This is a genomic window from Leptospira barantonii (genome assembly GCF_002811925.1).
GTDB classification, from domain to species: domain Bacteria; phylum Spirochaetota; class Leptospiria; order Leptospirales; family Leptospiraceae; genus Leptospira; species Leptospira barantonii.
Window position 1 is genome coordinate 142,820 of the sequence record NZ_NPDS01000009.1, and the last position, 23,196, is coordinate 166,015.

Sequence of the window (23,196 nt, forward strand, 5' to 3'; positions counted from 1 at the left end):
CTCGGGCTAGGTTTCATTCTATTTTTTAATCCCCGATTGTAAAGTTGGAATGTACGCCGAGTTTACGATTTTCAAGACCGGATCTCTGTATCTTTGGCATGGATTCCGAATTGGAACGGCTAAAATTTGCGGGTGGAGTTCGGTTTATTCTTTTTTCTGAAAAAAGAATTTTTGAAATGGGTTATATTATAAAGAGACCATTATGAAAAAAGATATTTCCATTTTGTTTTCAGCTCTCTGGTTGTTATCCTCTTGTGCCGCGGCCGATAAATTCAGTCTGGATACCTCGAATCCTTTGGCTCTTTTGGTCCAGATCGTTTGGAGCGTGAATTCCGTTCCTTCCACCTCGAATACGATTCATTTTGTTGCCGTGGGAGAAAAATGTTCCTCTTGGACAAGCAAGGACGGCAAAACTTGGACATACAGCAATTCTAAATTCTCAGGTTGTACGGACGGTTCCGTCAATTCGATCGCTTTCGGAAACGGAACCTGGGTTGCGGTCGGCGCGTTGAACGCGAACGGCGGTTGTGGAATTTGGTCCAGCAAGGACGCGGACATTTGGACCGCTTCTTCCTGCGCACCCAATCCTTCCCCGCCGAACGGAACTTCCGCGCTTCACAACTTGAATACGATCGTATACGGCGGTACGAATTTTATCGCGGGCGGGCCGCATAACTATTCCACAACGGGTGTGGGATTTTTCGGTCAGATTTCAAGCGACGGATCGACTTGGCAGTATCTTTCTCTTACGGACGGTTCCACGTATATCGGTACGGATTATCTTTATTCTTCTTCGTATAACAGCGTTTCGTCGGAGATCTATTTCAGCGGAATTCACAACGTGAACCCGGAAGTCGTGAAGCTTACGGTTCCCGCTTTGGCTCAAAGTTCCGTTTCGGTAAACATGCCTTCTTCCAGTTACGGGGTTCTTGCGCTCAAGTCCGGAAAGATTCTTTTATACGGGGACGACAACTACACAAACCCCACGGTTGGAATCGTGAAGATCGGAACTCCGATCACAACTCTGGGAAGTACCGCCTCCGCAAACACGGGAGTGGGAAGTCATATCAATATCGCAGTGGAAGGAAAGGATAAGATCGTCGTTCTTGGGAATCAATGTAAGATGGATTACTACGGTCTGACCGCTCAGGTTTGGCATTCCGGTGCGGCTCCCAATATGACTGGATGTTCCGGTTTGGATTGGATGTCCCTTTCGTATAATTCCACGTTAGACCTCTATGTCGCCGGCGCGAAGGTGACTGGAACCGTTCCTACCGCTTTCGGTTATTCCACAACCGGTCTTCCCTCCGATTGGACCGTAGTCACTCAAACCGTTGCCGGATCTCCGGGTCCGGGTATATTAGGAATCGCTACACAATAAGATTTTTTTTCGTATCTTTCGATTCTGTTTGTTCCGTTTCGTATGACGTTGGTTCCGAATGTTTCGATTTTGATGTCTGTCAGATCCCCTCGTTTGTTATAGGATATATAAACCGGGACGGATCGTTTTGTTAAACGAATTCGAAAAACGAGATACTGTCGATCTACGTTTCCGGTTTATCGGAGAGTCAAGTGAACGTCAGATATTCTTCCTTCTTACTCTTTTTCGGATTTCTAACTCAATGTGCCGAGGCCGATAAGTTCAGCGTGGATGCTTCCAATCCATTGGCTCTTTTAGGGCAGATCAGCTGGAGCGTAAGTCATACACCCGTAAACTCTGGAGGTGTGACCGGAACGCAGTTTGTTGCAGTCGGTGAGAACTGTTCTTCTTGGCTTTCCGACGACGGAGTTTCTTGGAAATACAGTTCTACTCGGTTTCCGGGATGCAACACAGGAGGTTCCATACGAGGAATCGTTTATGGGAACGGAACTTGGATTGCGGTGGGAACCTTGGATGCTCCGAATAGTTGCGGGATTTGGTCGAGTCAGGACGATGCGGCGACTTGGAGTTTACGCGCATGTGCTCCCGCTCTTGTGAATTCCGTTCCTACCATCAAGGCTTTGTATGGAGTAGGGTTTGGAGCGAATCAGTTTTGGGCCATCGGAGGTCATAACGCCGGCGGGACCGGATACGATTATTTCGGACAACGTTCTTCGGACGGAATCAATTGGCAGTATTCGGGAGTGACGGACGGTTCCACTTATATATTAGCGGATTATTATAATACGGTTTCGTATAACGCGGCGGATTCGAAGGTTTATTTCAGCGGGGTTCATAGCGTTAATTATGAATTTGCAACGCTTGAACTTCCCTCTTTGACGGATACGCCCGTCAACCTTTCGATGAGTAGCTCCAACAATCAAGTGATGGCCTTGAAGTCCGGACAGATTCTGGCATACGGAGACAACGATTACGCGAATCCCACTTCGGCGATCGTTAAGATTTTTTCGTCGGCGACATTGGATTCTTCCTCGGTGAGCGCGTCCCAGACCGCCATTCAGGTTCACGCGAGTATCGCGGTCGAAGGTAAGGATCGAATCTTATTGTTCGGAAATTCCTGTTCCATGGATTACTATCAGTTCGGTTTGAACGTTTGGCATCCTTCGAGTGGAAGTGTGATCAGCGGTTGTTCGTCCAAAAATTTGTTGGGCGCGGCCTACAACGTCGCACTGGATCGTTATGTGGTCACCGGAACTTCCAACTTCTTTGCGTATTCCACAAACGGTTTACCATCCACTTGGACCGCAGTCGTTCCGAGCCTCGGGGGAGAATCCACTCGAAACGCAAACGCGGTCGCTTCCAAACAATAGACTTCGTCGTTCGATGATGAACTAGGGGAAGCGCCTAATCTGAATTAGGCGGCCTCGGCGAGTTTCGCGAGATTTTTCATCGCACCCGGAAGTTCTTCTCGGATTTTATTTCCGATCACTCTGGAAAATAAAAAAGAAAGAGGACCGGTAAATGTCACCGTGTGGATGAACTTGCTTCCGCTATTTAAGGGAAGAATTTCGTGTCTGAATTCCAACTTGCAAAGAGGCAGATTGGTCAGGTCGGAAAAGAATTCTTTTTCACGAACCTCGGTCAGTTTAAACCAAGTTTTCGGACCACCCTTCGGCTTCAGCATTCCCTTACTACCGACTTTGAATTCTCCCTCTAAGAAAGAATCTTCCACCTCGTGATCCCATGTTTTCCAGTTCGAGACGTCTTGGTAAACTTTCCAAAGTTTTGCAGGGTTGGCTTGGGTTGTTTCTTCGTGTTGTATGCGTTTCATTTTCTTTTTTCCTTTTGATATTATAAATGTAATTATAATAATCATGATTATTATTTCAAGTCTATTTTTTTCACAGTGGGAGTTTTAGATTGACAGAATTCTGCTATATTAGACAAAAAAAGTGTAATGAACCCAGCTATGGATGAATTGGAAGCAGGGAAAGAATCTCCCTCCAGCGAACATATCACAGAAGTCGTTAAAGAAAATCTCAAACTCATTCGCCATACAAAAGGGTTTTCCCTGGATAAACTGGCGTCCCGATGCGGGGTCAGCCGAGCGATGCTTTCACAAATCGAGCAGGGAAAGAGCGTTCCGACGATTTCCGTGCTTTGGAAAATCGCAAACGGATTGAACGTTCCTTTCAGTGAACTCTTAAAAGAAAAAGGCACCGAAGGCATAATCGTGATGAAAGCGGAAAACACAAAGGTTTTGTTTTCCAGTTCGAAAGTCTTCTCAAGCCGCGCTCTTTTCCCTTATAACGGAAACCGCAAAACCGAATTTTACGAACTCATTTTAAAACCGGGCGGGATCGAAGTCGCCGAATCCCATCAATCCGGAACCACGGAAAACATCGTAGTCGTTTCCGGTAAACTTCGTCTTCGTGTCGGAGAAAAGGTCGTGGAACTGGAACCGAAAGATTCCGTTTTTTTTCGCGCCGATATTCCGCACGAGTATTCCAATCCGACCGATCAGGAAACCCTGATGTATCTCGTGATGGATTACAGAGACGAAATCAACTAAGTCTTAAAAAAAGATCTTTTCATTCTCTGTCTGCAGGGAAGAATCCTTCGGATAATTCCTTTTAGGACCCGCAAAGAATGAAGAAACTTTTTGTTTTCTCGAAACGTTTTCCTTTTTCGATTCGATTCGTTTTTCCCAGAACCGTATTATTCCATTTCGTTTTTTCTTTTTCCATCGTTGTTCTCGGAGTTTCTTGGACTTTCGCCGAAAGTATTTCCTATTCTCCGCCGCCGGATCCTTCCGAGTCCGTTTACGCGGAACAAATTTCCTGTCATCCGAACGACTGCATCACTCTGAAGCTTGAAGACATTCTCGGGGAAGGAGTTCGATCCAAGATTTCCGATCTCATGTCCGAGAACGCGGGAAAGATTTTGATCGATACTTCCAATTCTCCCCGAAAGATCGATTCCGACGATCTCGACGATATCAGAACCGTACTCGAAGAAATTTCAAAACGAGACGGTAAGGTCGCTATCGAAAAACTGCACATTGCGATCCGCGCGTTTCAACTTCCGGATCCTCCTTTTTTAAAGGACGTGGGTTCCGTCGGTTGGGACGTGGTCAAAAGAATTTATAAGAAAGTCTATTACAGAAGAACCTCCGATTATCACGCAAAGGTTTTGTATCATCCGGAAAACCTAAACATCTTTCTCGTTTATTTCGTTCATCGTAAGTATGGAGATATCTGCAACACGGTATTTGCAAGTTGTAACGAAATAGAATATCTGGACGACGATACGTTCGACTTACAACTTTCCGGGGCGCTCAAAGAATCGAGGGAAAAGAAAATTCCGGTTAAGGTTTCTTTTCGTCAAACCGAGGCGGTTCTTCCCGAGGCAAAGATCGATCTTGAATATCTCAAAGGAGTCAATCGTTCGGCTCGTATTTATAAGTGGATGGCCGCGAGTAAGGAAAGGGAAGTCAAACCCGTCACTAAGTCTAGGTTTCTTGTTTTTCAAGCGGTGGTCACAGCGATCGATTATTCTTTAACCGTATACGATATGATCTCTTCCTTAATCATGTATCGACCCGCGACCGAAAGAAAGATAGAAGTGAATTACGTCGAAACCGATCAGGGCAAAAAGATCGATTCGGTGATCTTTCTTCCGCCCGAAGATGAAAAAAAATAGTCGCATTCGTTGAAACGTCGAAAAGAATCAATGAAAACGGATTGGGATTCTTTTTGAAAATTAAAGCGATCATTTTTGATTACGACGACACACTGGTCCAAACTCGAAAGGTACGTTACAAAACCTTAAAGTCTCTTGCATTAGAGAAATTTAATTTCGAATTGAAGGACGTAAGGATCGACGAAGCCTGGGGTTTGCCCGGAGACGATTTTTTAAGAAAGGTCTACGGAGAATATTCTCTGGATTTGGAATCTCTCTGGGAATCGTATAATACGTTCTGCGAACGGGATCCGAATCTTGTGTTCGACGGCGTGAACGAGTTCATTCTGGAACACGGTTCCATTCTTCCTTTGGGAATCTTATCCTCTTCGAGCGGAAGAAGGGTTTTGAAAGAAATCGAATCCATGGAGTTTTCGAAGGATTCTTTTTTTGCGGTTCAAACCGCCGAAGATACAAAGGTTCACAAGCCCAACCCCGAAGTTTTTTTACCGATTTTGGAAACTACAAAACGAATGAATCTGGATCCTTCTTCCATTCTTTACGTCGGAGATACGATCGGAGACAAAATCGCTTCGGAGAAAGCGGGTCTTCTTTTTTTAGGAATGGCGCACGAAGAAAAAACGGAGGATCTTTTTAGATCGTCTAACATAGATTTTGTGAGTTCGTTTTCCAAACTTCGAGAAAGAATTCGTTCGGTTTAAAAGTCGAGAAGGGCGGTGCGAAGCGGAAAGTAAAACGCCTCCCTTCTTTCGAAGAGAGGCGATGTTCTTCTTAACGGAAGAATATGAAAGTCAACAAAATGAAAGTCGGAATCAAGATTGCAAAAGAATAAAGAACGTATCCGCCGAAACTCGGCATTTTGATCTGATTCTCTTCCGCAACCGATTTCACCATAAAGTTCGGTGCGTTTCCGATATAAGTCAGAGCTCCCATAAACACGGCCCCCACTGAAATCGCTTTCAAAATGTTTTCCGCGTGAGCATCCGCAAGAATCTGCGCGACGTCCGTCATTCCCAAGGTTCCTTTCGCTAAGGATAGGAACGTAAGATACGTCGGAGCGTTGTCGAGAACTCCGGAGAACAATCCAGTTACCCAGAAGAACTGCCAGGTTTCCGTTACACCCAATTCTTTTCCGTGGTGTTCCAAAAGAATCAAAGCAGGAATCATCGTGATGAAAATTCCGATGAACAGATACGCAACCTCTTGGATCGGATGTAAGGTGAACTTGTTGTGTTCTCTTACGTGACCTTTCGTAGTCAATTTGGAAAGAACAATCAGTCCCACTAGAACCCCTTCCCGAATGAACGCGAGATACGGATTTTCGGCGATCGCAGGAATGTAGTTTTGATTTAAGAAAGCTACGGACAAAACGATCCCGAGCAACCAGATGAAATTCACCTGACCTTCGAGACTGATCTTTTCGCGATGAACGTGATCCTTTTTGATATCCTTAACGGTTTCCTTTTTATACGCGATCGTATCCCAAATGAAGTAAGCGACCAAAAGTAGAATTCCCGCAACGAGCAACTCCGGTAAAAGTTTAAACGTCCAGGTAAACGGAACTCCGATCAGATAACCGAGAAACAAAGGAGGATCTCCGAGAGGAGTTAAGGAACCGCCGATGTTGGAAACCAAAAAGATAAAGAAGATCACCGTGTGAACCACGTGTTTTCTTTCCGAGTTCGTTTTTAGAATCGGGCGAATCAAAAGCATGGAAGCTCCGGTCGTTCCGATAAACGAAGCGAGAAAGGTTCCGATGATGAGGAAGATCGTGTTGTTTAACGGAGTCGCTTCAATATCGCCTTTCAAACGGATTCCGCCCGAGATGTAGAAGAGCGAACCGAGAAGGATGATAAACGGAACATACTCGAAAACGAGTGTGTGAACGATCTTACCGAACCAGCCGTGAAGAACCAAAATGATAAACGAAATCGCTCCCAACGCGAGCGCGAGAATCAGTTTGTTCGTGTTGCTTTCCCACCAATGAGAGGTCGTATGCGAAACGATCGGTAAAAGTGCGATGCTCAAAAGCATAAGAACGAACGGAATTACGCTCCAATACGGAAGGTCTTCGCCGGCGACTTCGTGATGGCCGGAAGAAGCTTCTTCCGTATGAGAAGAATCATGTGCCTCGGTAGTCTGAACCGGACTTTGTGTTTCCCCCGCCGGTTCGTCCGCTAAAAGTGCGGTCGCCGGTAAGATCAGAAGGATCGCCAGAAGGACGGATGTTAGTTTTTGTTTCATTGCTCGTATCGTCTGAAGAATTTTTAGACATTCTCGGGACTTGGAAGAAAGAGTTAAAGTAAAAAGACTTTCTCGGGCTTTTTTTTCCCGCGTTATGACATTGTATTTTGCGAACTTTTTTAGATTGCAGAATTTTTCAAGAAAGAGATGGTTTCCTGAGAACTCCTCGAATAAAATTGTGCGAAAATTCGGCTTGAGGAAGTCTTATGGATAGAAGGGTTTCCCGATAGGAATTCTAAGAAGTATGGAAGCGTTGTTTGCAAAAAAAGTCTGTCTTACTCCGATCGAAATCGAACAGAGATTGAAGTCCGTTTCTATTCAACCCACCATGCAGAGAATTTCGATCTGTCAGTACGTTCTTTGCGAGGCGGATCATCCCACTGCGGAAGAGGTCAAAGAATGGGTCGATAGCCGGTCCTTCAAAATGAGTTTGGCCACCGTCTACAACACGTTAAACATCCTTGTTTCCGCCGGGCTTCTCCGCGAATTCAAATTCTCCTGCCTGGGCAAGTCCGTATACGACAGCAATATCGTGGACCACTATCATTTCTTTGATGAAAAGAGCGGTAAATTTCACGATATAGATACTTCCTTACTTTCCCTCAGTTCCAAACTTCCGCCGGAGTTTCTCGTCGATAAGACTGATATTCTCCTGACCGGAAATCTTGCGAACGGTTCCGCAACCTAATCGCAAGTTCCATTCTTAGAGATTGATCGCTTCTCCGAGCGAAGCTCCGAAAGATTCCATTACGGTTTCTGAAAGTGTTGGATGCGCGAAGATCGTGGATGCGATTTCCTTTGCGGTCAATTCCTGAGTGATTCCCAGAGCGACCGCGGGTAAAAGTTCCGTTACACCCGGACCGACCAAATGTGCACCTAAAATTTCACCCGAAGATTTATCGATGACTACTTTCGTAAAACCGCCCGCGTCTCCCATCGCCTGCGCTCTTCCGCTCGCGATGAACGGAAACTTTCCGACGCTGATCGTATAACCCATGTCAGTCGCTTTTTTTTCGGTAAGACCGATGGAGGCGACTTCGGGATGACAATAGGTACAACCCGGAATCGCATTGTAATCGATCGGAATATAACTGAGATGATGCGGGTTTCCCGCGTGAATCGAAATCGCTTCCGCGGCTTTGATTCCTTCCATGGAAGCTACGTGCGCGAGAAGAGGAGGGCCGTTGCAATCACCGATCGCGTAGATATGAGGGACGCTCGTTTTGTATTTTGTATCCGTTTTTATAAAACCTTTTTGGAAAAAAATTCCTATCTCTTCCAAGTTCATCGCGTCCGTGTTCGGAACAAGTCCGATGGACACGAGAATTTTTTCGGCTTCGAAAGATTCTCCCGTTTCCGGAAGATTTTTTCCCTTGAGCAGAACCTTTACTTTTCCATTTTCTATTTTGGGTTCGGAAACTCCCACCGCTGTAAGAACTCGGATTCCTCTTTTTGCAAACGATCTTTCTAAGAATGTGGAGATCTCTTTATCTTCCACGGGGAGAATCTGATCAAGCATTTCGACTAACGTTACTTTGGTGCCCATCGCGGCGTAAAAATCGGCGAACTCCACTCCGATCGCGCCCGCTCCTACGATCAAAAGAGACTCCGGAATTTTTTCCTGAATCATCGCGGTTTTGGAAGAAAGAACCGTTTGTCCGTCGAAAGGCAAACCAGGAAGTTCTCGTGCGCGCGCTCCGGTCGCTATGATAAAATATTTGGAAGTGATTTCTTCTTTGGAAGTATCGGGAAGCCAAATCGTATTCGAATCTTTGAATACTGCGGTTCCTTTTTTGCGGGCGATCTTATTTTTGTTTAAAAGAAATTCAACGCCGTTGGCCATCGTGTCCGCGACCTTTCGAGAACGTGCGATGATGGAAGGAAAATCCGGTTTTGCGCCGGAAAGATCGATTCCGAATTCTTTTGCGGAATGTATCTTTTCCAAAAGATGAGCCGATTCCAAAAGAGCTTTCGTTGGAATACAACCCCAGTTCAAACAGATTCCACCGGGTCTATCCTTCTCGATTACACAAACGTTCATTCCCAATTGAGCGCCTCGGATGGCGGCGACGTAGCCGCCCGGTCCCGCACCGATGACGGTAAGATCGTAGGATTCTGGCATAAAATTCTCCGGAACTATTAGAGTCTAGTTCCGAAAGGTTCGGCAAGAATTATTTTTTGAGAATGGCCTCTGCCCAAAGAAAGGTTTGTTCCGCAAGAAGGACCGCATCCATATATTCTTTTTCAAGAATTTCCTCATAATCTCCCGGATAACGGGTTGATACTGCGTAGTCCGTAAGAATCGGCAACTCTTCAAAAAAATCAGGTCTTTGGATTTCCATTGGCAAGGATGAGATTAAATTTTTGATATTATGAGTGAATTCGAATTGGGTTTGATGTTGAATCAATACGGCCTTTAAGGATTTCTCAACACTTTGTTGTGCGTGGTAACACAGTGCGTTGAGTAAGACTTCTTTCTGAATTCCCAATTTGGATAAAAGCAAATCGCTTTTCGCGTGCGCCAGCCAAGTTAAAGAAGAACTCGGATTTTCAGGCGGCATACAATTCTATTCCGTCTTTGAGCGCGTGAAAGTAGACAAGATGGGGAATGTTAGAATAGTTTTCGATAGTTTCTTCCGTGGCGACGATGAGATCGTACGGTCTGTTTATATTTTCGATTTTTCGATATAGGAACTGAGCGGTTTCTCGTTTTTTCGTTCCTTTCGGCATTACGATTAGAATGTCGTAATCGCTTTGATCGTTCGAAGAGCCCGTAGCCATTGAACCGAAAAGAATTATTTTCAAAGGACTTACAAGTGAAACGATTTGATTTTTCAGATTTTCTAAGTCCCGATCCATAAATCAATTTTTCCACATCGGATTTAAAAAATCAAGTAAATGGCGGTAAAGGGAATTTGATACGAGCGGGGATAAAACGAAAAATCTCCGGGTTCGGTGTATTTCGGATTCTAAGCGCTCTTTTTTTTCAGAACGAGAATCATTCTACCGGCAGAATTCTTAAACTTGGTTTCGTTAAAACCGGAATAGACGTGCATGATATCGAACTTATGCCTGAGGATCATTCTTTCGATTTCGGGAAGATAGAAAACGCGCATAACGTGTTTGTCCCGAATTTCCTTCGTGTTGATCTGATAGATATAGTTCACTTCGACCATCGTAGAGGTATCGGCCCTGACCAAACGAAAACCCCTGTTTCTTTGGATCGTCGCGTTTTGGGATTTGATCTGAGCGACCGGAGTAATCGGTTTTCTTTTGATCGTTCGGAGCGGTTCCGCGTTCCAAACTTCCAAAATCGCAAGACCTGCGGGTTTCAGATTCTGTTCGATGAGTTTGAGAGTCGCGTCGATCTCCTCGTTCGTTAAAAGATAGTTAAACGAACCGAAAAGGCTGATCACACAATCCAAAAGAACGCCGGATTGATACGTCTGCATAGGAGCGACGTCGAACTTACAATGAGAATATCTTTTTTTGGCGACGTCTATCATTCTCGAAGACGCGTCGATTCCCTTGGGTCTATAACCGAGGGATTGAAAGTAACGGACGTGTTCTCCGGTTCCACAACCCATATCGAGAATGGTCATAATTCTATGTTTGCGAAAAAGACGATCCAAAAACTTAGCTTCGGAATCGATCTTGCGCGCGGGCTTTTCGATATCAAAGTAGAATTCTGCGAGTTCGTTGTACAACTTCATAAAAAATCGGTTTAGAGGTATTGGAATCTGCCCGTTAAATATATTAACGGCAGTCTGCTTATGAAAATCCAATATTTCGGAATCATTTTCGTTTTTTTTAATTGTTCTCTCGGCTTTGTGGAAAGACAGACGAGCGCGACCAAAACCCTTTTTACCGGAGACACATTGGTTTTGAGTGGAATTTCGATTTCACTTTTGTTTTTGTTCGGCTTGGTTCTTAAGGAAAGCGTTCAAAAATCGTCGAACGGCGAATCAACGCCAGAACAACAACAGCAGTCCGTAGAAACGGAAACAAAGACGGAGCCATTACAAACCGCAACGACGGTTCGTTCGGAGAGAATTCAAAGAACACCGGCTCGAGTCGTTTGGAAACGAGAAGTCCCCACACATCCGGAACTGATTCTTGCACACGGAAAATTTTTGGAACAACTTGTTTCCCGTCTCGGCGGAGCGGAAATTTATTTCTTAAGCGGAAACGTATCGATTCTTTTGGCGTCCAGAAAGGGAAAGTTGTTTCATCTTCCGGAATCGCCCGAAGAAAGTTTTTTATCCGAAAAAAATCTGAATGAGATTCACGAAGGGAGAATCTGTTTCGCGGACGGATTTGCGTTCATTCCGTTATCGACCGGAATCGTACCGTTCGGTTATCTAAAGGTTTCCCTGACCGAATGGAATCAACTGAATCCGAGAGAATTTCAAACTTGGAAAGAGGAATACGAGGAACAGGTTTCGATTCAATTCGAATCCTCCGATCCGGAAACCGGATTCGGAAATCTGCACGCGTTCGAGCTGGATAAGATCCGAGCACATGAGAATATTCTAATTTTTGCAAGTATTTTCACGGAATCCCCGCATCCTTACGTTCTCAAGTGGATTTCACTCTGGACTTCCAAGGTTTTGAAAAAAAGGGTTCGATTCTATAGAATCCGAAAGGACCGAATCGCATTTTTTATCTCCGCACAAGACTGGGACGTCTTCGGTAAAAATTTAAAGGAATTGATCGAATCCCTGCAAAAGGAAAGCCATCGAGTGGATCTCAACTTGGGAGTTTCCATTTTGGAAGAGAGTAGGGAAGAATGGGTTTCCAACGCGAGAAAGGCCCTCGCTTTATCGATCGAACAAGGACCGAATCGGTATATCTGTCTGTGAGCATCGATCCATTACTCGACGAAAAATTTATCCTTACGATCTCTCAGATCTTTCCGGAATATTTGGATAAGACCCTGAACGTCACCGCGATCCGGGAAGCGTTCGGTCCTTCCAAAAACGAAGGGCTTTGTTACGAGAACTGCACGATGGTCGAGTTCAAGGGAGAAATCGAAGGAAAGTTATTTCTTGCGATGGACGGCTATACGAAATTGAAATTGCTTCCGATGGTCGCTCGATCGTTTCATATCGATCCGACGGTGAGAGCGGACGCTCCTTCGATTCTGATGGAATTCGCGAATCAGATCTGCGGTCTTTTGATCTCCGAGATGAGACTCGGAAGATTCGAAACGGATCTTCTTCCGCCGGAGATTTTAAATCACAAACTCATACCGATCGATCTTGAATCGTATAGGCAGTATATTCTGATTTATTTCGTAAAGGATTCCCACGCAAAACAATATCTGGGAAGGGTCTATCTCATCCTATTGATGAAAAAATTTTAGAACGTAGAATCTTTTCGAATCTCGGATCTTCAAAAAATCACGAACCGGATAAAAATGTGGTAGAGATTTTTACCGGACTTTAAAAAATTTCATGCCGATGAATTCCTTCGACGTATTGCGCGGATTACCCTTTTTGATCGACTTTTCCGGAGTTAAAAAACCGAAACAAGCGCGCATAACGGAGATCCTTCTCCACTTACCGAACTCCGTTTCCTTAAGAACGAAAATTCTGGACCAAGGAAAAAATCCTTCGGCTCCGATCGTTTATCTACAACACGGAATGAGCTTTAAGGGAATCGACGATCCGAGAATTCTCGCACTCGGAAACAACCTCGCGAATCGAGGTTTTAAGGTTTATCTCCCCGAACTTCCCGAGGTGAAGGGATTGTTGATCCGTTCCGAAACCGTTTCGAATATACGATCCGCATTCTTACGAATTCATTCCTTGGAAAAAAAATCGGTGTCTTATGTTTCCGCGAGTTTTTCGGCGGGGATGGGCTTTGTCGCATTAGCAAACTCGGAATGTCAGGACGCACTTTCCTCGGCGCTTTTGATCGGCGGTTATTCCAACTTCGGAAAGACGTTCCCGTTCGTATTGAAGAATTACGAAATAGAAAGTTACGCGGTGAACGTGATGTTATACAACTACGTTCATCTGATTCGATCCAAGCCCGAAGGTTTAAAGGAATATTTTTTCGAATCCGCATTGGACAACGGATTGTGGAGAGAAGGGGACGCACTTCGAGGTCCGAAAATTCTTTCCTCATTGGGGGAAGACGATCGTGCCTTTGTTACCCGCTTCTTGGAAAGTTCCGATTTTAGAATGGAAGCCTCGCTCTCGATCAAGTCGGCCGTGGGAGAACCCTTTGTGGAAGAGACTTCTCCCGAATTCTTCGCAAATCGTTTTACAAAACCCTGTTTTTTACTTCACGGAGACGATGATCCGGTGATATCACCTCAAGAATCCAAGGATCTACGCGACTTAATTCTGAAGAATGGAAATCGGAATGTTCCCTTTTTAGAAACAAGCCTGTTGACTCATGGGGATCATCTTCCGTTTTACACCCGTTTGACGGAGATTCTTCCCATGGCCGAGTTTTGGGGAGATTATATTTTTTCCGCAAACCCCTGATTTTCACCGTGGTTTTTTCTTATAAGGTTCGTCTATTACCAGCCGAAACCGGCTTTGATCTTTTTGTTTCTACCGAAAGTCGGTTCTGCGACGGTTCAAAAAACGAGCAAGTTTTGTGAGGAAATTCCTAGCCGAGCTTGTTGATTCAGATGAGAGCCTATTTTTTTATTTATAATTCAGCGTATTATAAGTAAAAAAAAGTTTCATTTCAAGGGAACCTTATATACTACATTAAGTTCCTTCTCTTTAAGTCGAAGTTAAAAAGAGAAATGGACTTTGGTCTATGACTGAAAGATTGAAATATTATGAATGCGAACGACGAATCTATGAATACACCCACACCAGAATCTCAAATCTCTCCCGTTTCCGTTGAATCCGCTATTACCATAGGCGTATCACCGGATCAACTCTCCGCGATCATGACCGTCAGACCATACAATCTGAAAGGGGAAACCGTATCCAAGGATAAACTTTGGAGCATCATTCTCGATTGGGGCATTCACAGAGAACGGATGTTAGTCGAAGAGGTCCGAAGAGTTCTTATGCTTTTGGACGAAGCCGGTAAAAGAGGGGACTTCACTCCGATCAAGGTGGAAGTCGCAAAGGGTGTGGCCCCGACTCCCGGTGAAAACGGTTGGGTTCGTTTTTATCACCCGATGGCTAAGAGAGTAAAACTACTCGAAGACGGTAGAGCCGACTTCAGAAACATAGATCGTTATATCAACGTAAAGATCGGAGAGAAACTCGCGACTAAGTTCGAGGGAATTCCGGGCGAACCCGGCTTTGACGTATTCGGAAATATCATTCCCGCTCCGGCAATCAAACGTCCGAAACTCGTGATCGGAAAAAATATCGATGAAAGAACCGGTCTTGAAGAAGGAAAAGAACTTCAGGAATACTTCGCATCCAGCAACGGTGTGATCTTTGTCACCGAAACTTCGATCAACGTTTCGCCTGAACTTCAAATCGCGGGGAACGTAGGACTTGCAACGGGGAACATTCAGTTTGAAGGAAACGTAATCGTTCGAGGAGATATCGAGCCGGGTTCCATCGTGGAATGTACCGGTTCTCTTGTGATCTACGGAAATCTCGAAAGCAATACGGTGAAGGTCGGGCAGGATCTGATCGTTCACGGCGGAATCAAAGGAGCCGGAACCGATATCATTCAAGTTACGGGAAGAATTCAGGCGAAGTTTATCGAGAACGCCCATCTGGAAACGGAAGGTGATATCATCATCGAAGGTGCGATTCTAAATTCGAATGTGGATACGTTGGGTTCCGTGATTCTCAGCGGATCGAACGGCAACTTGGTTTCCAGCAAGGTAAGAACCAATGAAGGAGTTTCGGTCGTTTCCTTGGGTTCGAGCGCGGAGTTGGACGTTACGATTGAACTCGGATTTCATTTTAAGAATGATCGTTCCTTTCAAGAGATCAGCAGAAAGATTCAGATGGGTGAAAAGGAGATGGAAAAGATCCTCCCTAAGATCCAGCAAATCAAACACATGGTTCAACGTTCCCGAGGAAATCTTCCGGAAGACAAGAAGGCCGCGTTTAAGGCGGTGTTCGAGGACTATAACAAGAAATTAAAGATTTTGAATATGCTAAAATTCAAACAAGATACTTTGAAAAGTGCGCGTTTCAATCCGGGTTCGGTTCGTTTGGCCGTTCAAAAAGGAGCGTTTCCGGGTGCGGTGATCCACTACAGAAGACAGATCGAGAAGATTACCAAGTTTCAATCTTCCTTTATGATGGTCTTTGAACCCGGGCAAGACAAGGCGATGATGGTGGCTCTTCAAACGCCGAAGTGATTTGTTGTTTGAAATTGTGGGAGCTCCTACAAGATTCGGAGAACGATTTCGCTTGAAGGTATAATCGTTTTGTGATATAGGAATTTATCGCTCGTCGGCCACCACCCACCCCTCCACCCAAATCAGGGTGGGGCTCTTTGATTTACCGTAAGACCGCGGGAACTCCCACAAAGTCCCGAGACCAAATTCTACTTAACTAAAAATTCTTCTTAGATTCTCTTCCGTAACCGGAGAAACGATTCCTTTCTCCGTGATGATCCCCGTAATCAAGGAAGCTGGGGTTACGTCAAAGGAAGGATTGAGTGCCTTCATTCCCAACGGAGCGATCACACCTTCGCTCAAGAAAGGTTTACCGTCCGCATTCTTTAAAAAACCGAAAGACGTTACTTCTTCTTCCTTTCTCATTTCGATCGGGATATGACTTCCATCCGGGATTCTAAAATCCATACTCTTTTCCGTGGCCGCCACATAAAAAGGAACTCCATGGTGTTTTGCAACGATCGCAAGAGGATAGGTTCCGATCTTGTTCGCGGTATCACCGTTGGAAGCGATTCGGTCCGCGCCCACTACAACCGCGTCGATCTTTCTGGAAGACATGACCCAACCAGCCATGTTATCCGTGATGAGATAAGCGGGAATTCCTTCTTCCTTCAATTCCCAAGCGGTAAGACGGGCTCCTTGCAAGTAAGGTCTTGTTTCGTCCGCGAACACAGTCAAAGAATGTCCGGCGTCTCGGAGCGATCGTATAACACCTAACGCGGTTCCGTGTCCCGCGGTAGCGAGCGCACCCGTATTACAATGAGTGATGATGTTTAAGGAAGAAGGGGACTTCGGAAACAAGGACAAAGCGTTTTTAGAAAGAGTGAGATTGTTTCCCAGATCTTCTTCGAGCATGAAAAGAGCGAAATCTTCCGCTCCCTTTTGCAGATCCGACAAGCTAAAGGAAGAATAATCGGCTTCGGGAAAACGAGAACTGAACTCTTCGATTGCAAGTCTTAGGTTGACCGCGGTCGGTCTCGATTCTAAAAGTTCTTCGAGTTTTTTTTTCAGTTCGATCAACGTCGGTTTGGAAGAAAGTCCGTTCAAATACAAAGTGATTCCGAACGCGCCGGTGATCGCGATGGCGGGAGCGCCTCGTACGACCATTTCCCGAATCGCAAAAATACAATCTTCCATTGTTATAGCATGAATGTACGAAGTCGTGCCGGGCAGAACTCTTTGATCCAAAAGAATGAGTTCCTTGTTTTTCCAAAGAATTGGTTTTAATCCTGATTCCTGCATTTTTTTTCTTCCCGGCTCTAAAGGATGAGGCCTGATTTTTCGATTTAAAGAATGTGATTGAAAAATCATTCTCCTTCTCCCGGAGAATGAGGAAACCCGGGGTGAATTTTTGCCCCGGCTTTGCCTGCTTGACTCTCTGACCACAGTTCGTATTCTATCCAATATGGCAAAAAGAAAATACCGAAACGGATTATCGCTTTTCGGTTATTCCATTTTTCATCCGATCAATCTTATCTTAGTCGCAAACGTCCTCATTTATATTCTTCAGCTTTTTGCCGGCGGAACGGGAATCTTGGAATACTACTTCGCGTTAACCCCATCCCGCGTTTTTCACGGTTACTATTGGCAGATTTTTTCGTACGGATTTTTACACGAGGCGTACGGAACGCCCTTCATTCATCTTTTTTTCAACATGTATGTTTTCGTAATGTTCGGCGGTTTGATTTGTAAATACATTCCGGCTTGGAAGTTTACGATCGTATATGCGACGTCCGTCTTAGTGGGCGGCGTCACCGTTTTACTCGCGCCCTTGTTCGTGGACGTTTTGGGAATTCATTATCCGATGGACCTTTTTCAGACGACCACTCTCGGAGCGAGCGGAGGAGTTACGGGGATTCTCGTCCTTTTCGGAATCCTGTTTCCCGAAACCGAAGTCTTTCTTATCTTTTTTAGAATGAAGGCCCGTTATGCGGCTTGGATCTTTGTGGGCGGCGGATTTATCGCGGATATCATTTCGGTTTATTATTTCCATTCTCCCTTTGTAGTAAGCAACTCCTGCCATTTGGGCGGAGCGCTCGGAGCGACTCTGGTCGCGCCTTGGATCTTAAAGAGGAATTTTTTAGACTCCGGAAAGATTTTTCCAAAGCCGGAAACCGACGAAAGTGTTTTGTCGAAACCGCAAAGCCGTTCTTTGACGGAGGATTTGGATTCTCAAACGAGAAAGAACCGGGATCTGTTAGGCGAACTTTCAAAGAAGAATTCCTTTTCGGATAAGGAAACATTTCTGACTCCTTTGCAACAAACGAACGTAAATTTATGTCCTCCGCCGACGTTTCAACCAGAGGATCCTTTCTGTCTGCGTTGTGAGTGGCTTCCGAATTGTTCCTTACGCAAGCTCAGAATGGATCAGGAATCCGGGAATTAATTCTTTCCAAGATCCTTTTTTGCGGAACAGGATTAAAAGATACTTTTTTTCCAATAAAATCCGTCTTATAAAGTGTTAGTACTAGACGGGAGAACCAATTCTTCCGATAAGAAATTATAGATAGAACGAATTTAAAGATAGGGTGTGATCGTGACTCAGAATAAAAAGAGCGCTTTGTTTGATATCTTAAAACGCGAAAAACTCGAGAAGCTGTTAAAGAAGAATCCTTCTCCGGTAGCGAACGCGTCTAAAGAAAATTCTCAAGCTCAAACACCCGCGCCGGATTCCGGTTCCGAAAAAACTTCGAACAAAAAAGAATCCCAGGGTTCCAAAATCTATAAGGCCATGGACGAGGTGAAACTCGACATCCGTTATTATTTTTTAGAGGACGAATACAGGGAAAAAGTCGCTTCGATTTACATCAAAAATGAACTTCAGTTGGACCGACTCGGAATCGAACCGAGAAAGTATCTCGATTACGCTCGAGAAAGTTTTGATCGATACAAACAACTCGATAAGAAGATGCCTCTCGAACCGATGAACAAAAAGTCCTGGGAACACGTGGAAAAGAGTTTGAACGAACTCATCACAAAACTTTTAGAGAAGTTCGTTAAGTAACCTTAAGGTTGAATTCTTTCTCGCCGCCACCTTCCGCCGGGCATAACGGTGGAATCGTCCCTGATAACCTTCGAAAAAATCGAACGAATCAGTAACCAATAAAAAAGCCGCAATCTCTTGCGGCTTTTTTAATACTTTAGAAAATTCTAAACTAAGATTAGCTGAAGAATCTTTTGTTTGCTTCTTCGGAAATCGCGATTCCCGTAAGTTTCGCTTTTTGGATGATTTCCCAGAAGTATCTGTAAGTCGCACGGTCGTGAAGATCGCCCGCGTATTGGATCGGTCCCCATTCCGCGTTTTGCGCTTGGATGAGAATTTCAGCCGCAGTCTGAACTTCGCTGTAATCCGGAGCCATCGCGTCGAGGATCGCTTGGATCTGAGTTGGGTAGATGGACCACATTCTCAAGAAACCGAAATCGTCATGGGCGCGTTTTGCGTCCTTGTAAGTTTGATATTGATTTTTAAGATCGAGTGTTACGTTGTGCGCAGGGATCACTCCGTTTGCAAGAGCCGCCGCTACGAGGTTCGCTTTTCCTCTTCTTAAAAGTTCGTGGTCGAACTGACCAGGGCTTTTCATACAAGAAGCGGGAATCGCTCCGTGGTGTCCCGAGATGAAGTCCATTAAACCGAAGTCAAGAACTTGCAACCAAGGAAGAGCCGCGATCTTTTCGATTTCTTGAAGAGCTCCGTTGGTTTCGATCAATACGTGAATCGGAATTTCTCTTTTGAGTCCCGCTTTTTGAACCGCTTTTTGGATATAAGTGATCATTTCCTCAACCTGAGCCGCGCGTGTAGGTTTTGGAATGGTGATGTATGCGATTTTTTCTCCGGCGCCAGGAACGATGATGTCTACGTCTTGTTTCCAGAATGCGTTTGTATAGTCGTGAATTCTCACGCCGCTCATTTTGTGTTTGTTGAGCTCGCTGTTTTGAAGACGAACGATCAGTTCCGCGTGTTCTTTTTCTTTCCCGGTTTGTGCTCCGTCTTCGCAGTCCATAGTGATGTCGAAAAGACCGCCGAGTTTGTTCTGGAGTTCTAATGCTTTTGTGATTAGCTTTTCGGATCCTGCAAAGTGCTCACAGGCAGGAATGATAGGGAAAGGCTTTTCTCCTTCGAAGAGCGCCTCTCTTGGATGAGTCAATTTAGACATAGAGATACCTTTTATTCTTATTTCGAGCCTGCAAGTGAGGGTGAAAAGGCTCTAAATACAGGTTTCGAAAGAAGGGGCCTCTGGTAAACCGATTTTCCTGAGATCAAGCCTCAAGAAGTTTTAGAATGACCGCTTTTTGAGCGTCCAAACGGTTCTCGGCTTGTTGGAAGATGATGGATTTCGCGCTGAGAACCACGTCCCTTGTGATCTCGTAACCCGCATGGATCGGCATATCGTGCATCACTTTCGCGTTTGTTTTTTCCATCAGGGAAGAATTGATCTGATACGGCATCATCAGTTCCATTCTTTGTTTTTTCTTATCCGCGTACGAAGGATCGTTGAAGAATTCCATATCCAACCAAGTGTCCGTGTAGACGTAGTCCGCGTCTTTGACGGCCTTTTCCAGGTTGTTTTCCCAAGCGAGAGTACCTTTGGACTTCGCTCTTTCCACGGTGGGCTCGTGTATGTTTTCTTTTTCCGCAATCGGAGTCGCAAGAGTCAGATGAATTCCAAGAGCCGCGGTGATTCCGATGAGAGAATTGACTACGTTGTTGTGAACTCCGACGTAGGTAAGTCTTACTTGGTTCAAAGGACGATCTGGTTTATCGAGTGCGATCGTCATTACGTCCGCCAGAGATTGACAAGGATGAAACATATTGTCGCAACCGTTGATGACGGGAACCTGAGAACCGTTCTTCATTGAAAGAAGATCCTCGTGTTTTTTCAAACGGGCCATGATGACGGAAACGTTTCTGGAAAGATATCTCGCTTCCAGATCGATATCGGAAAGTTGAAAGTTAGACGCCATCCAATCCAAATAGATTCCATGTCCTCCCATTTCGGTCATCGCGACCTCGAAGGAAACTCTGGTTCTTGTGGAGGTTTTCTGAAAGAGCATCGCCAAGGAACGACCGCTGAGATGACCCGCGTAGTTGACGCGATTCTTCTTTACATGGATCGCAAAATGAAGCAGATCCAAAATCTCGGAATCCGACCAATCTTCCCAGGAAATGAGATGTTTCACGTTACTTTCAGACATACAACTGTATGTACAGAAAACAAAATGGAACCTGTTTCGTAAATGAAAATAGCTAAGCGCCGAATCGTAGGAAGGTGTTGCTCGAGTTAAAAAATAGGGGCTTGGAAGCCCCATAAAGGTTCATGGTTTTTCGGGGACAAATGCGGTGGAGAAGCTCATCGAACTCAGCGACGTCGCTTCCTATGGGGCGCGACGTCAGGAACAAATTCGAGAAGAGAAAGAAAGAATTAGGACGCGAGTTCTAACGCGATGAGCAAGTCCGGAAATCTGGTTTTTTGGGTGAATAGAATTCCGAGGATAAATCCTTTTCCGTCGGGACGAGCCACCTGTCTTTGAAGACTTCCTTGAAAACGAAACTGAAGATTCAAACCGGGAGAATCGATCTGACCGCTCACGGGAGAACCTTGGAGGAGGTTCAATTCTTCGGCGGAAGAAATCGTAATTCCTTCTTCCTTGAGTTTTAAGATCTCGAACGAATCGCTCAGTCCGTCTATTTGTAATTTTAATCTTTGAAGATCTTTTGATGGGCTAAGGGGAATCCCTTCCATACGTTCACCTGTTCTTTGAATATGGGAAGAATGTAGCGTATTCCTATTACATTCGATTTACCCGAACAATACGAACGGGTAAAAAGCTCGGTTTAATTGCTGACAGTCGGCTTCGGAAAGAAAACTTGGAAAGTGGGCGGAACAAAGCAGTGAGCGAGACAGTAACACAAAAACCGAATCAATCCATCGAGGAAGAAACTCGAAGAAGGAGAACCTTCGCGATCATCGCTCACCCAGACGCCGGAAAAACGACTCTTACCGAAAAGCTTCTTTTATACGGAGGTGCGATCCAACTCGCGGGAGCCGTTAAGGCGCGTAAGAATCGTAAGGCCGCAACCTCCGACTGGATGGAGATGGAAAAGGAAAAAGGAATTTCCATCACTTCCGCCGCGCTTCAGTTCGAATACAGTGGACATGTTCTCAATTTATTGGATACTCCCGGTCACGAAGATTTTTCCGAAGATACGTATCGTACATTGATCGCGGCCGATACCGCGGTGATGGTACTCGACGCGGGGAAAGGTGTGGAACCTCAGACGATCAAACTCTTTAAGGTTTGTCGCGATCGTGGAATTCCGATCGTAACGTTCATCAACAAGATGGACAGACCTACAAAAAATCTTTTTGTTCTTTTGGATGAGATCGAAAAAGTTCTCGGGATTTCTGCGGTGCCTATGGTGTGGCCGATCGGAACCGGTGTGGATTTTAGCGGAGTGTATTCCCGCAAAGATAAATCCATTCTTACCTATGATAAAACTCCGGGCGGAAGTCAGAAGTCTTCCTTTCAAACCTCGGGCGTCAACGATCCCGAACTCGATTCTCGTTTTGAAGACTGGGTCATCAAATCCTTTCGGGAAGAATTGGAACTCGTAGAAGGTGGGATTTCGGAATTCAGTCAGGAAGATTTTTTAGAATCGAAAATCACTCCGGTCTTTTTCGGTTCCGCGGTGAACAACTTCGGAATTCAATTGTTTCTCGACGAATTTATTAAGATCGCTCCGCCTCCGTTATTCTTTCCTTTGAAAGACGGTTCCCGTTTGGATCCGATCACAACTCCGTTCAGCGGATTTATCTTTAAGGTTCAGGCGAACATGAACCGTCAACACCGGGATAGAATCGCGTTCTTGCGCGTAACCTCGGGCAAGTTTGAAAGAGGGCTTAACGTGCTTCACGGAAGACTCGGCAAGTCCGTAAAACTTTCTTCTTCCTTCGCATTTTTCGGTCAAGATCGGAACACCGTGGACGAGGCGTATCCGGGCGATATCATCGGTCTCGTCAATCCGGGAACGTATGCGATCGGTGATATCGTCGCGACTTCCAAGGTTCCCGATCTCAAAGGACTTCCGGTGTTTGCGCCCGAGTTGTTCGCTACGATTTCCTCGTCCGATACGGCGAGTATGAAAAGTTTTCGAAAGGGAATCGATCAGCTTGCGGAAGAGGGGATTCTCCATTTATTTTCATCTCAGACGATCGGTGGTGGTTTGGCGATCATCGGCGCGATGGGTCAACTTCAGTTCGAGGTTTTTCGAAGAAGACTTTTGGACGAATACAACGCGCCTTCTAATATTACGATTCTTCCCTACGCGATCTCTTGTTGGATCGGGCAAGAGGATTTGGCGAAGGTTCCTTCCTCCGCAAACCTGGTTACGGACCGGGGCGGAAGGGCGGCGCTTTTGTTTGATACCGAATGGGACAAGGGATACTTTCAAAAGAAGAATCCGGAAATAACCCTTTTGGATTATCCACCGAGCTCATAAGCGCGATCGATTGCAAAGAATCTTCTT

At 45.2% G+C, this 23,196-nt stretch carries 23 protein-coding genes; 13 read left to right on the forward strand and 10 right to left on the reverse strand.

Annotated elements, in window-relative coordinates; genetic code table 11:
- Positions 1-202: 202 nt before the first annotated feature.
- Positions 203-1,381 (forward strand): hypothetical protein, encoded by a 1,179-nt coding sequence (locus CH367_RS18520; RefSeq protein WP_100763978.1) that lies wholly within the window; start codon positions 203-205, stop codon positions 1,379-1,381.
- A 191-nt stretch (positions 1,382-1,572) separates the two neighbouring features.
- On the forward strand, positions 1,573-2,751 hold the full coding sequence (locus CH367_RS18525; protein ID WP_100763979.1) for a hypothetical protein: 1,179 nt from the start codon (positions 1,573-1,575) through the stop codon (positions 2,749-2,751).
- Positions 2,752-2,795: 44 nt separating this feature from the next.
- Here CH367_RS18525 and CH367_RS18530 read toward each other — a convergent pair whose 3' ends face one another.
- A complete protein-coding gene (locus CH367_RS18530) occupies positions 2,796-3,212 on the reverse strand; it encodes an SRPBCC family protein (RefSeq protein WP_100763980.1) in 417 nt (138 codons plus the stop codon).
- Between the two features lie 126 nt (positions 3,213-3,338).
- Between CH367_RS18530 and CH367_RS18535 the strand changes: the two genes are divergently transcribed.
- The 3 genes from CH367_RS18535 (at position 3,339) to CH367_RS18545 (ending at position 5,784) form a co-directional block, all read left to right on the forward strand.
- Positions 3,339-3,953: a helix-turn-helix domain-containing protein gene (locus tag CH367_RS18535; RefSeq protein WP_100763981.1), complete on the forward strand. Its 615-nt coding sequence runs from the start codon at positions 3,339-3,341 to the stop codon at positions 3,951-3,953.
- A 77-nt stretch (positions 3,954-4,030) separates the two neighbouring features.
- Complete coding sequence (locus tag CH367_RS18540; RefSeq protein WP_100763982.1) at positions 4,031-5,083, forward strand: hypothetical protein; 1,053 nt, start codon at positions 4,031-4,033, stop codon at positions 5,081-5,083.
- Between the two features lie 53 nt (positions 5,084-5,136).
- Entirely contained in the window at positions 5,137-5,784 is a 648-nt protein-coding gene (locus CH367_RS18545; RefSeq protein WP_165783333.1) for an HAD family hydrolase, read from the forward strand.
- Positions 5,785-5,854: 70 nt separating this feature from the next.
- Here CH367_RS18545 and CH367_RS18550 read toward each other — a convergent pair whose 3' ends face one another.
- A complete protein-coding gene (locus CH367_RS18550) occupies positions 5,855-7,327 on the reverse strand; it encodes a sodium:proton antiporter (protein ID WP_100763984.1) in 1,473 nt (490 codons plus the stop codon).
- A gap of 244 nt (positions 7,328-7,571) precedes the next feature.
- Between CH367_RS18550 and perRB the strand changes: the two genes are divergently transcribed.
- On the forward strand, positions 7,572-8,015 hold the full coding sequence (gene perRB / locus CH367_RS18555; RefSeq protein WP_100763985.1) for a peroxide-responsive transcriptional repressor PerRB: 444 nt from the start codon (positions 7,572-7,574) through the stop codon (positions 8,013-8,015).
- 15 nt (positions 8,016-8,030) lie between these two features.
- On the opposite strand, the gene lpdA is transcribed toward perRB, so the two are convergent.
- From lpdA to CH367_RS18575, 4 genes are all read right to left on the reverse strand, one after another.
- Entirely contained in the window at positions 8,031-9,449 is a 1,419-nt protein-coding gene (gene lpdA, locus CH367_RS18560) for a dihydrolipoyl dehydrogenase (protein ID WP_100763986.1), read from the reverse strand.
- 49 nt (positions 9,450-9,498) lie between these two features.
- Entirely contained in the window at positions 9,499-9,888 is a 390-nt protein-coding gene (locus CH367_RS18565; protein ID WP_100763987.1) for a HEPN domain-containing protein, read from the reverse strand.
- Positions 9,878-10,186 carry a nucleotidyltransferase domain-containing protein gene (locus tag CH367_RS18570; protein ID WP_100763988.1) on the reverse strand — a complete coding sequence of 103 codons (309 nt, stop codon included), beginning with the start codon at positions 10,184-10,186 and terminating at the stop codon, positions 9,878-9,880. The genes CH367_RS18565 and CH367_RS18570 overlap by 11 nt, the downstream gene beginning before the upstream one ends.
- A gap of 110 nt (positions 10,187-10,296) precedes the next feature.
- The gene (locus tag CH367_RS18575; RefSeq protein ID WP_100763989.1) at positions 10,297-11,040 is read right to left on the reverse strand and encodes a class I SAM-dependent DNA methyltransferase; all 744 of its coding nucleotides are present in this window, start codon (positions 11,038-11,040) and stop codon (positions 10,297-10,299) included.
- Between the two features lie 60 nt (positions 11,041-11,100).
- Here CH367_RS18575 and CH367_RS18580 point away from each other — a divergent pair, with 60 nt between their 5' ends.
- The 4 genes from CH367_RS18580 to CH367_RS18595 all read left to right on the forward strand — a co-directional run bounded on the left by CH367_RS18580 (position 11,101) and on the right by CH367_RS18595 (position 15,632).
- Positions 11,101-12,189 carry a hypothetical protein gene (locus CH367_RS18580; protein ID WP_100763990.1) on the forward strand — a complete coding sequence of 363 codons (1,089 nt, stop codon included), beginning with the start codon at positions 11,101-11,103 and terminating at the stop codon, positions 12,187-12,189.
- Positions 12,180-12,692: a chemotaxis protein CheX gene (locus tag CH367_RS18585; protein WP_100764044.1), complete on the forward strand. Its 513-nt coding sequence runs from the start codon at positions 12,180-12,182 to the stop codon at positions 12,690-12,692. Before CH367_RS18580 ends, CH367_RS18585 begins: the two co-directional genes overlap by 10 nt.
- Positions 12,693-12,783: 91 nt before the next feature.
- Positions 12,784-13,824: an alpha/beta hydrolase family protein gene (locus CH367_RS18590; protein WP_100763991.1), complete on the forward strand. Its 1,041-nt coding sequence runs from the start codon at positions 12,784-12,786 to the stop codon at positions 13,822-13,824.
- Positions 13,825-14,129: 305 nt separating this feature from the next.
- Positions 14,130-15,632 (forward strand): DUF342 domain-containing protein, encoded by a 1,503-nt coding sequence (locus CH367_RS18595; protein WP_100763992.1) that lies wholly within the window; start codon positions 14,130-14,132, stop codon positions 15,630-15,632.
- Positions 15,633-15,824: 192 nt separating this feature from the next.
- On the opposite strand, the gene mtnA is transcribed toward CH367_RS18595, so the two are convergent.
- Positions 15,825-16,913 carry an S-methyl-5-thioribose-1-phosphate isomerase gene (gene mtnA, locus CH367_RS18600; RefSeq protein WP_100764045.1) on the reverse strand — a complete coding sequence of 363 codons (1,089 nt, stop codon included), beginning with the start codon at positions 16,911-16,913 and terminating at the stop codon, positions 15,825-15,827.
- 109 nt (positions 16,914-17,022) lie between these two features.
- On the opposite strand from mtnA, the gene CH367_RS18605 reads away from it, so the two are divergent.
- Both CH367_RS18605 and CH367_RS18610 read left to right on the forward strand, forming a co-directional pair.
- Positions 17,023-18,057, forward strand: a complete 1,035-nt coding sequence (locus CH367_RS18605) for a rhomboid family intramembrane serine protease (RefSeq protein WP_100763993.1) — start codon at positions 17,023-17,025, stop codon at positions 18,055-18,057.
- A 150-nt stretch (positions 18,058-18,207) separates the two neighbouring features.
- Positions 18,208-18,675: an LIC11177 family protein gene (locus CH367_RS18610; RefSeq protein WP_100764046.1), complete on the forward strand. Its 468-nt coding sequence runs from the start codon at positions 18,208-18,210 to the stop codon at positions 18,673-18,675.
- Between the two features lie 157 nt (positions 18,676-18,832).
- Here the strand turns inward: CH367_RS18610 and CH367_RS18615 are convergent, their stop codons facing one another.
- The 3 genes from CH367_RS18615 to CH367_RS18625 all read right to left on the reverse strand — a co-directional run bounded on the left by CH367_RS18615 (position 18,833) and on the right by CH367_RS18625 (position 21,412).
- Positions 18,833-19,825: an HpcH/HpaI aldolase/citrate lyase family protein gene (locus CH367_RS18615; protein ID WP_100763994.1), complete on the reverse strand. Its 993-nt coding sequence runs from the start codon at positions 19,823-19,825 to the stop codon at positions 18,833-18,835.
- 103 nt (positions 19,826-19,928) lie between these two features.
- Positions 19,929-20,864, reverse strand: a complete 936-nt coding sequence (locus CH367_RS18620) for an ornithine carbamoyltransferase (RefSeq protein WP_100763995.1) — start codon at positions 20,862-20,864, stop codon at positions 19,929-19,931.
- 227 nt (positions 20,865-21,091) lie between these two features.
- A complete protein-coding gene (locus CH367_RS18625) occupies positions 21,092-21,412 on the reverse strand; it encodes a hypothetical protein (protein WP_100763996.1) in 321 nt (106 codons plus the stop codon).
- A gap of 149 nt (positions 21,413-21,561) precedes the next feature.
- On the opposite strand from CH367_RS18625, the gene CH367_RS18630 reads away from it, so the two are divergent.
- Positions 21,562-23,169: a peptide chain release factor 3 gene (locus CH367_RS18630; protein ID WP_244284632.1), complete on the forward strand. Its 1,608-nt coding sequence runs from the start codon at positions 21,562-21,564 to the stop codon at positions 23,167-23,169.
- Positions 23,170-23,196: the final 27 nt, after the last annotated feature.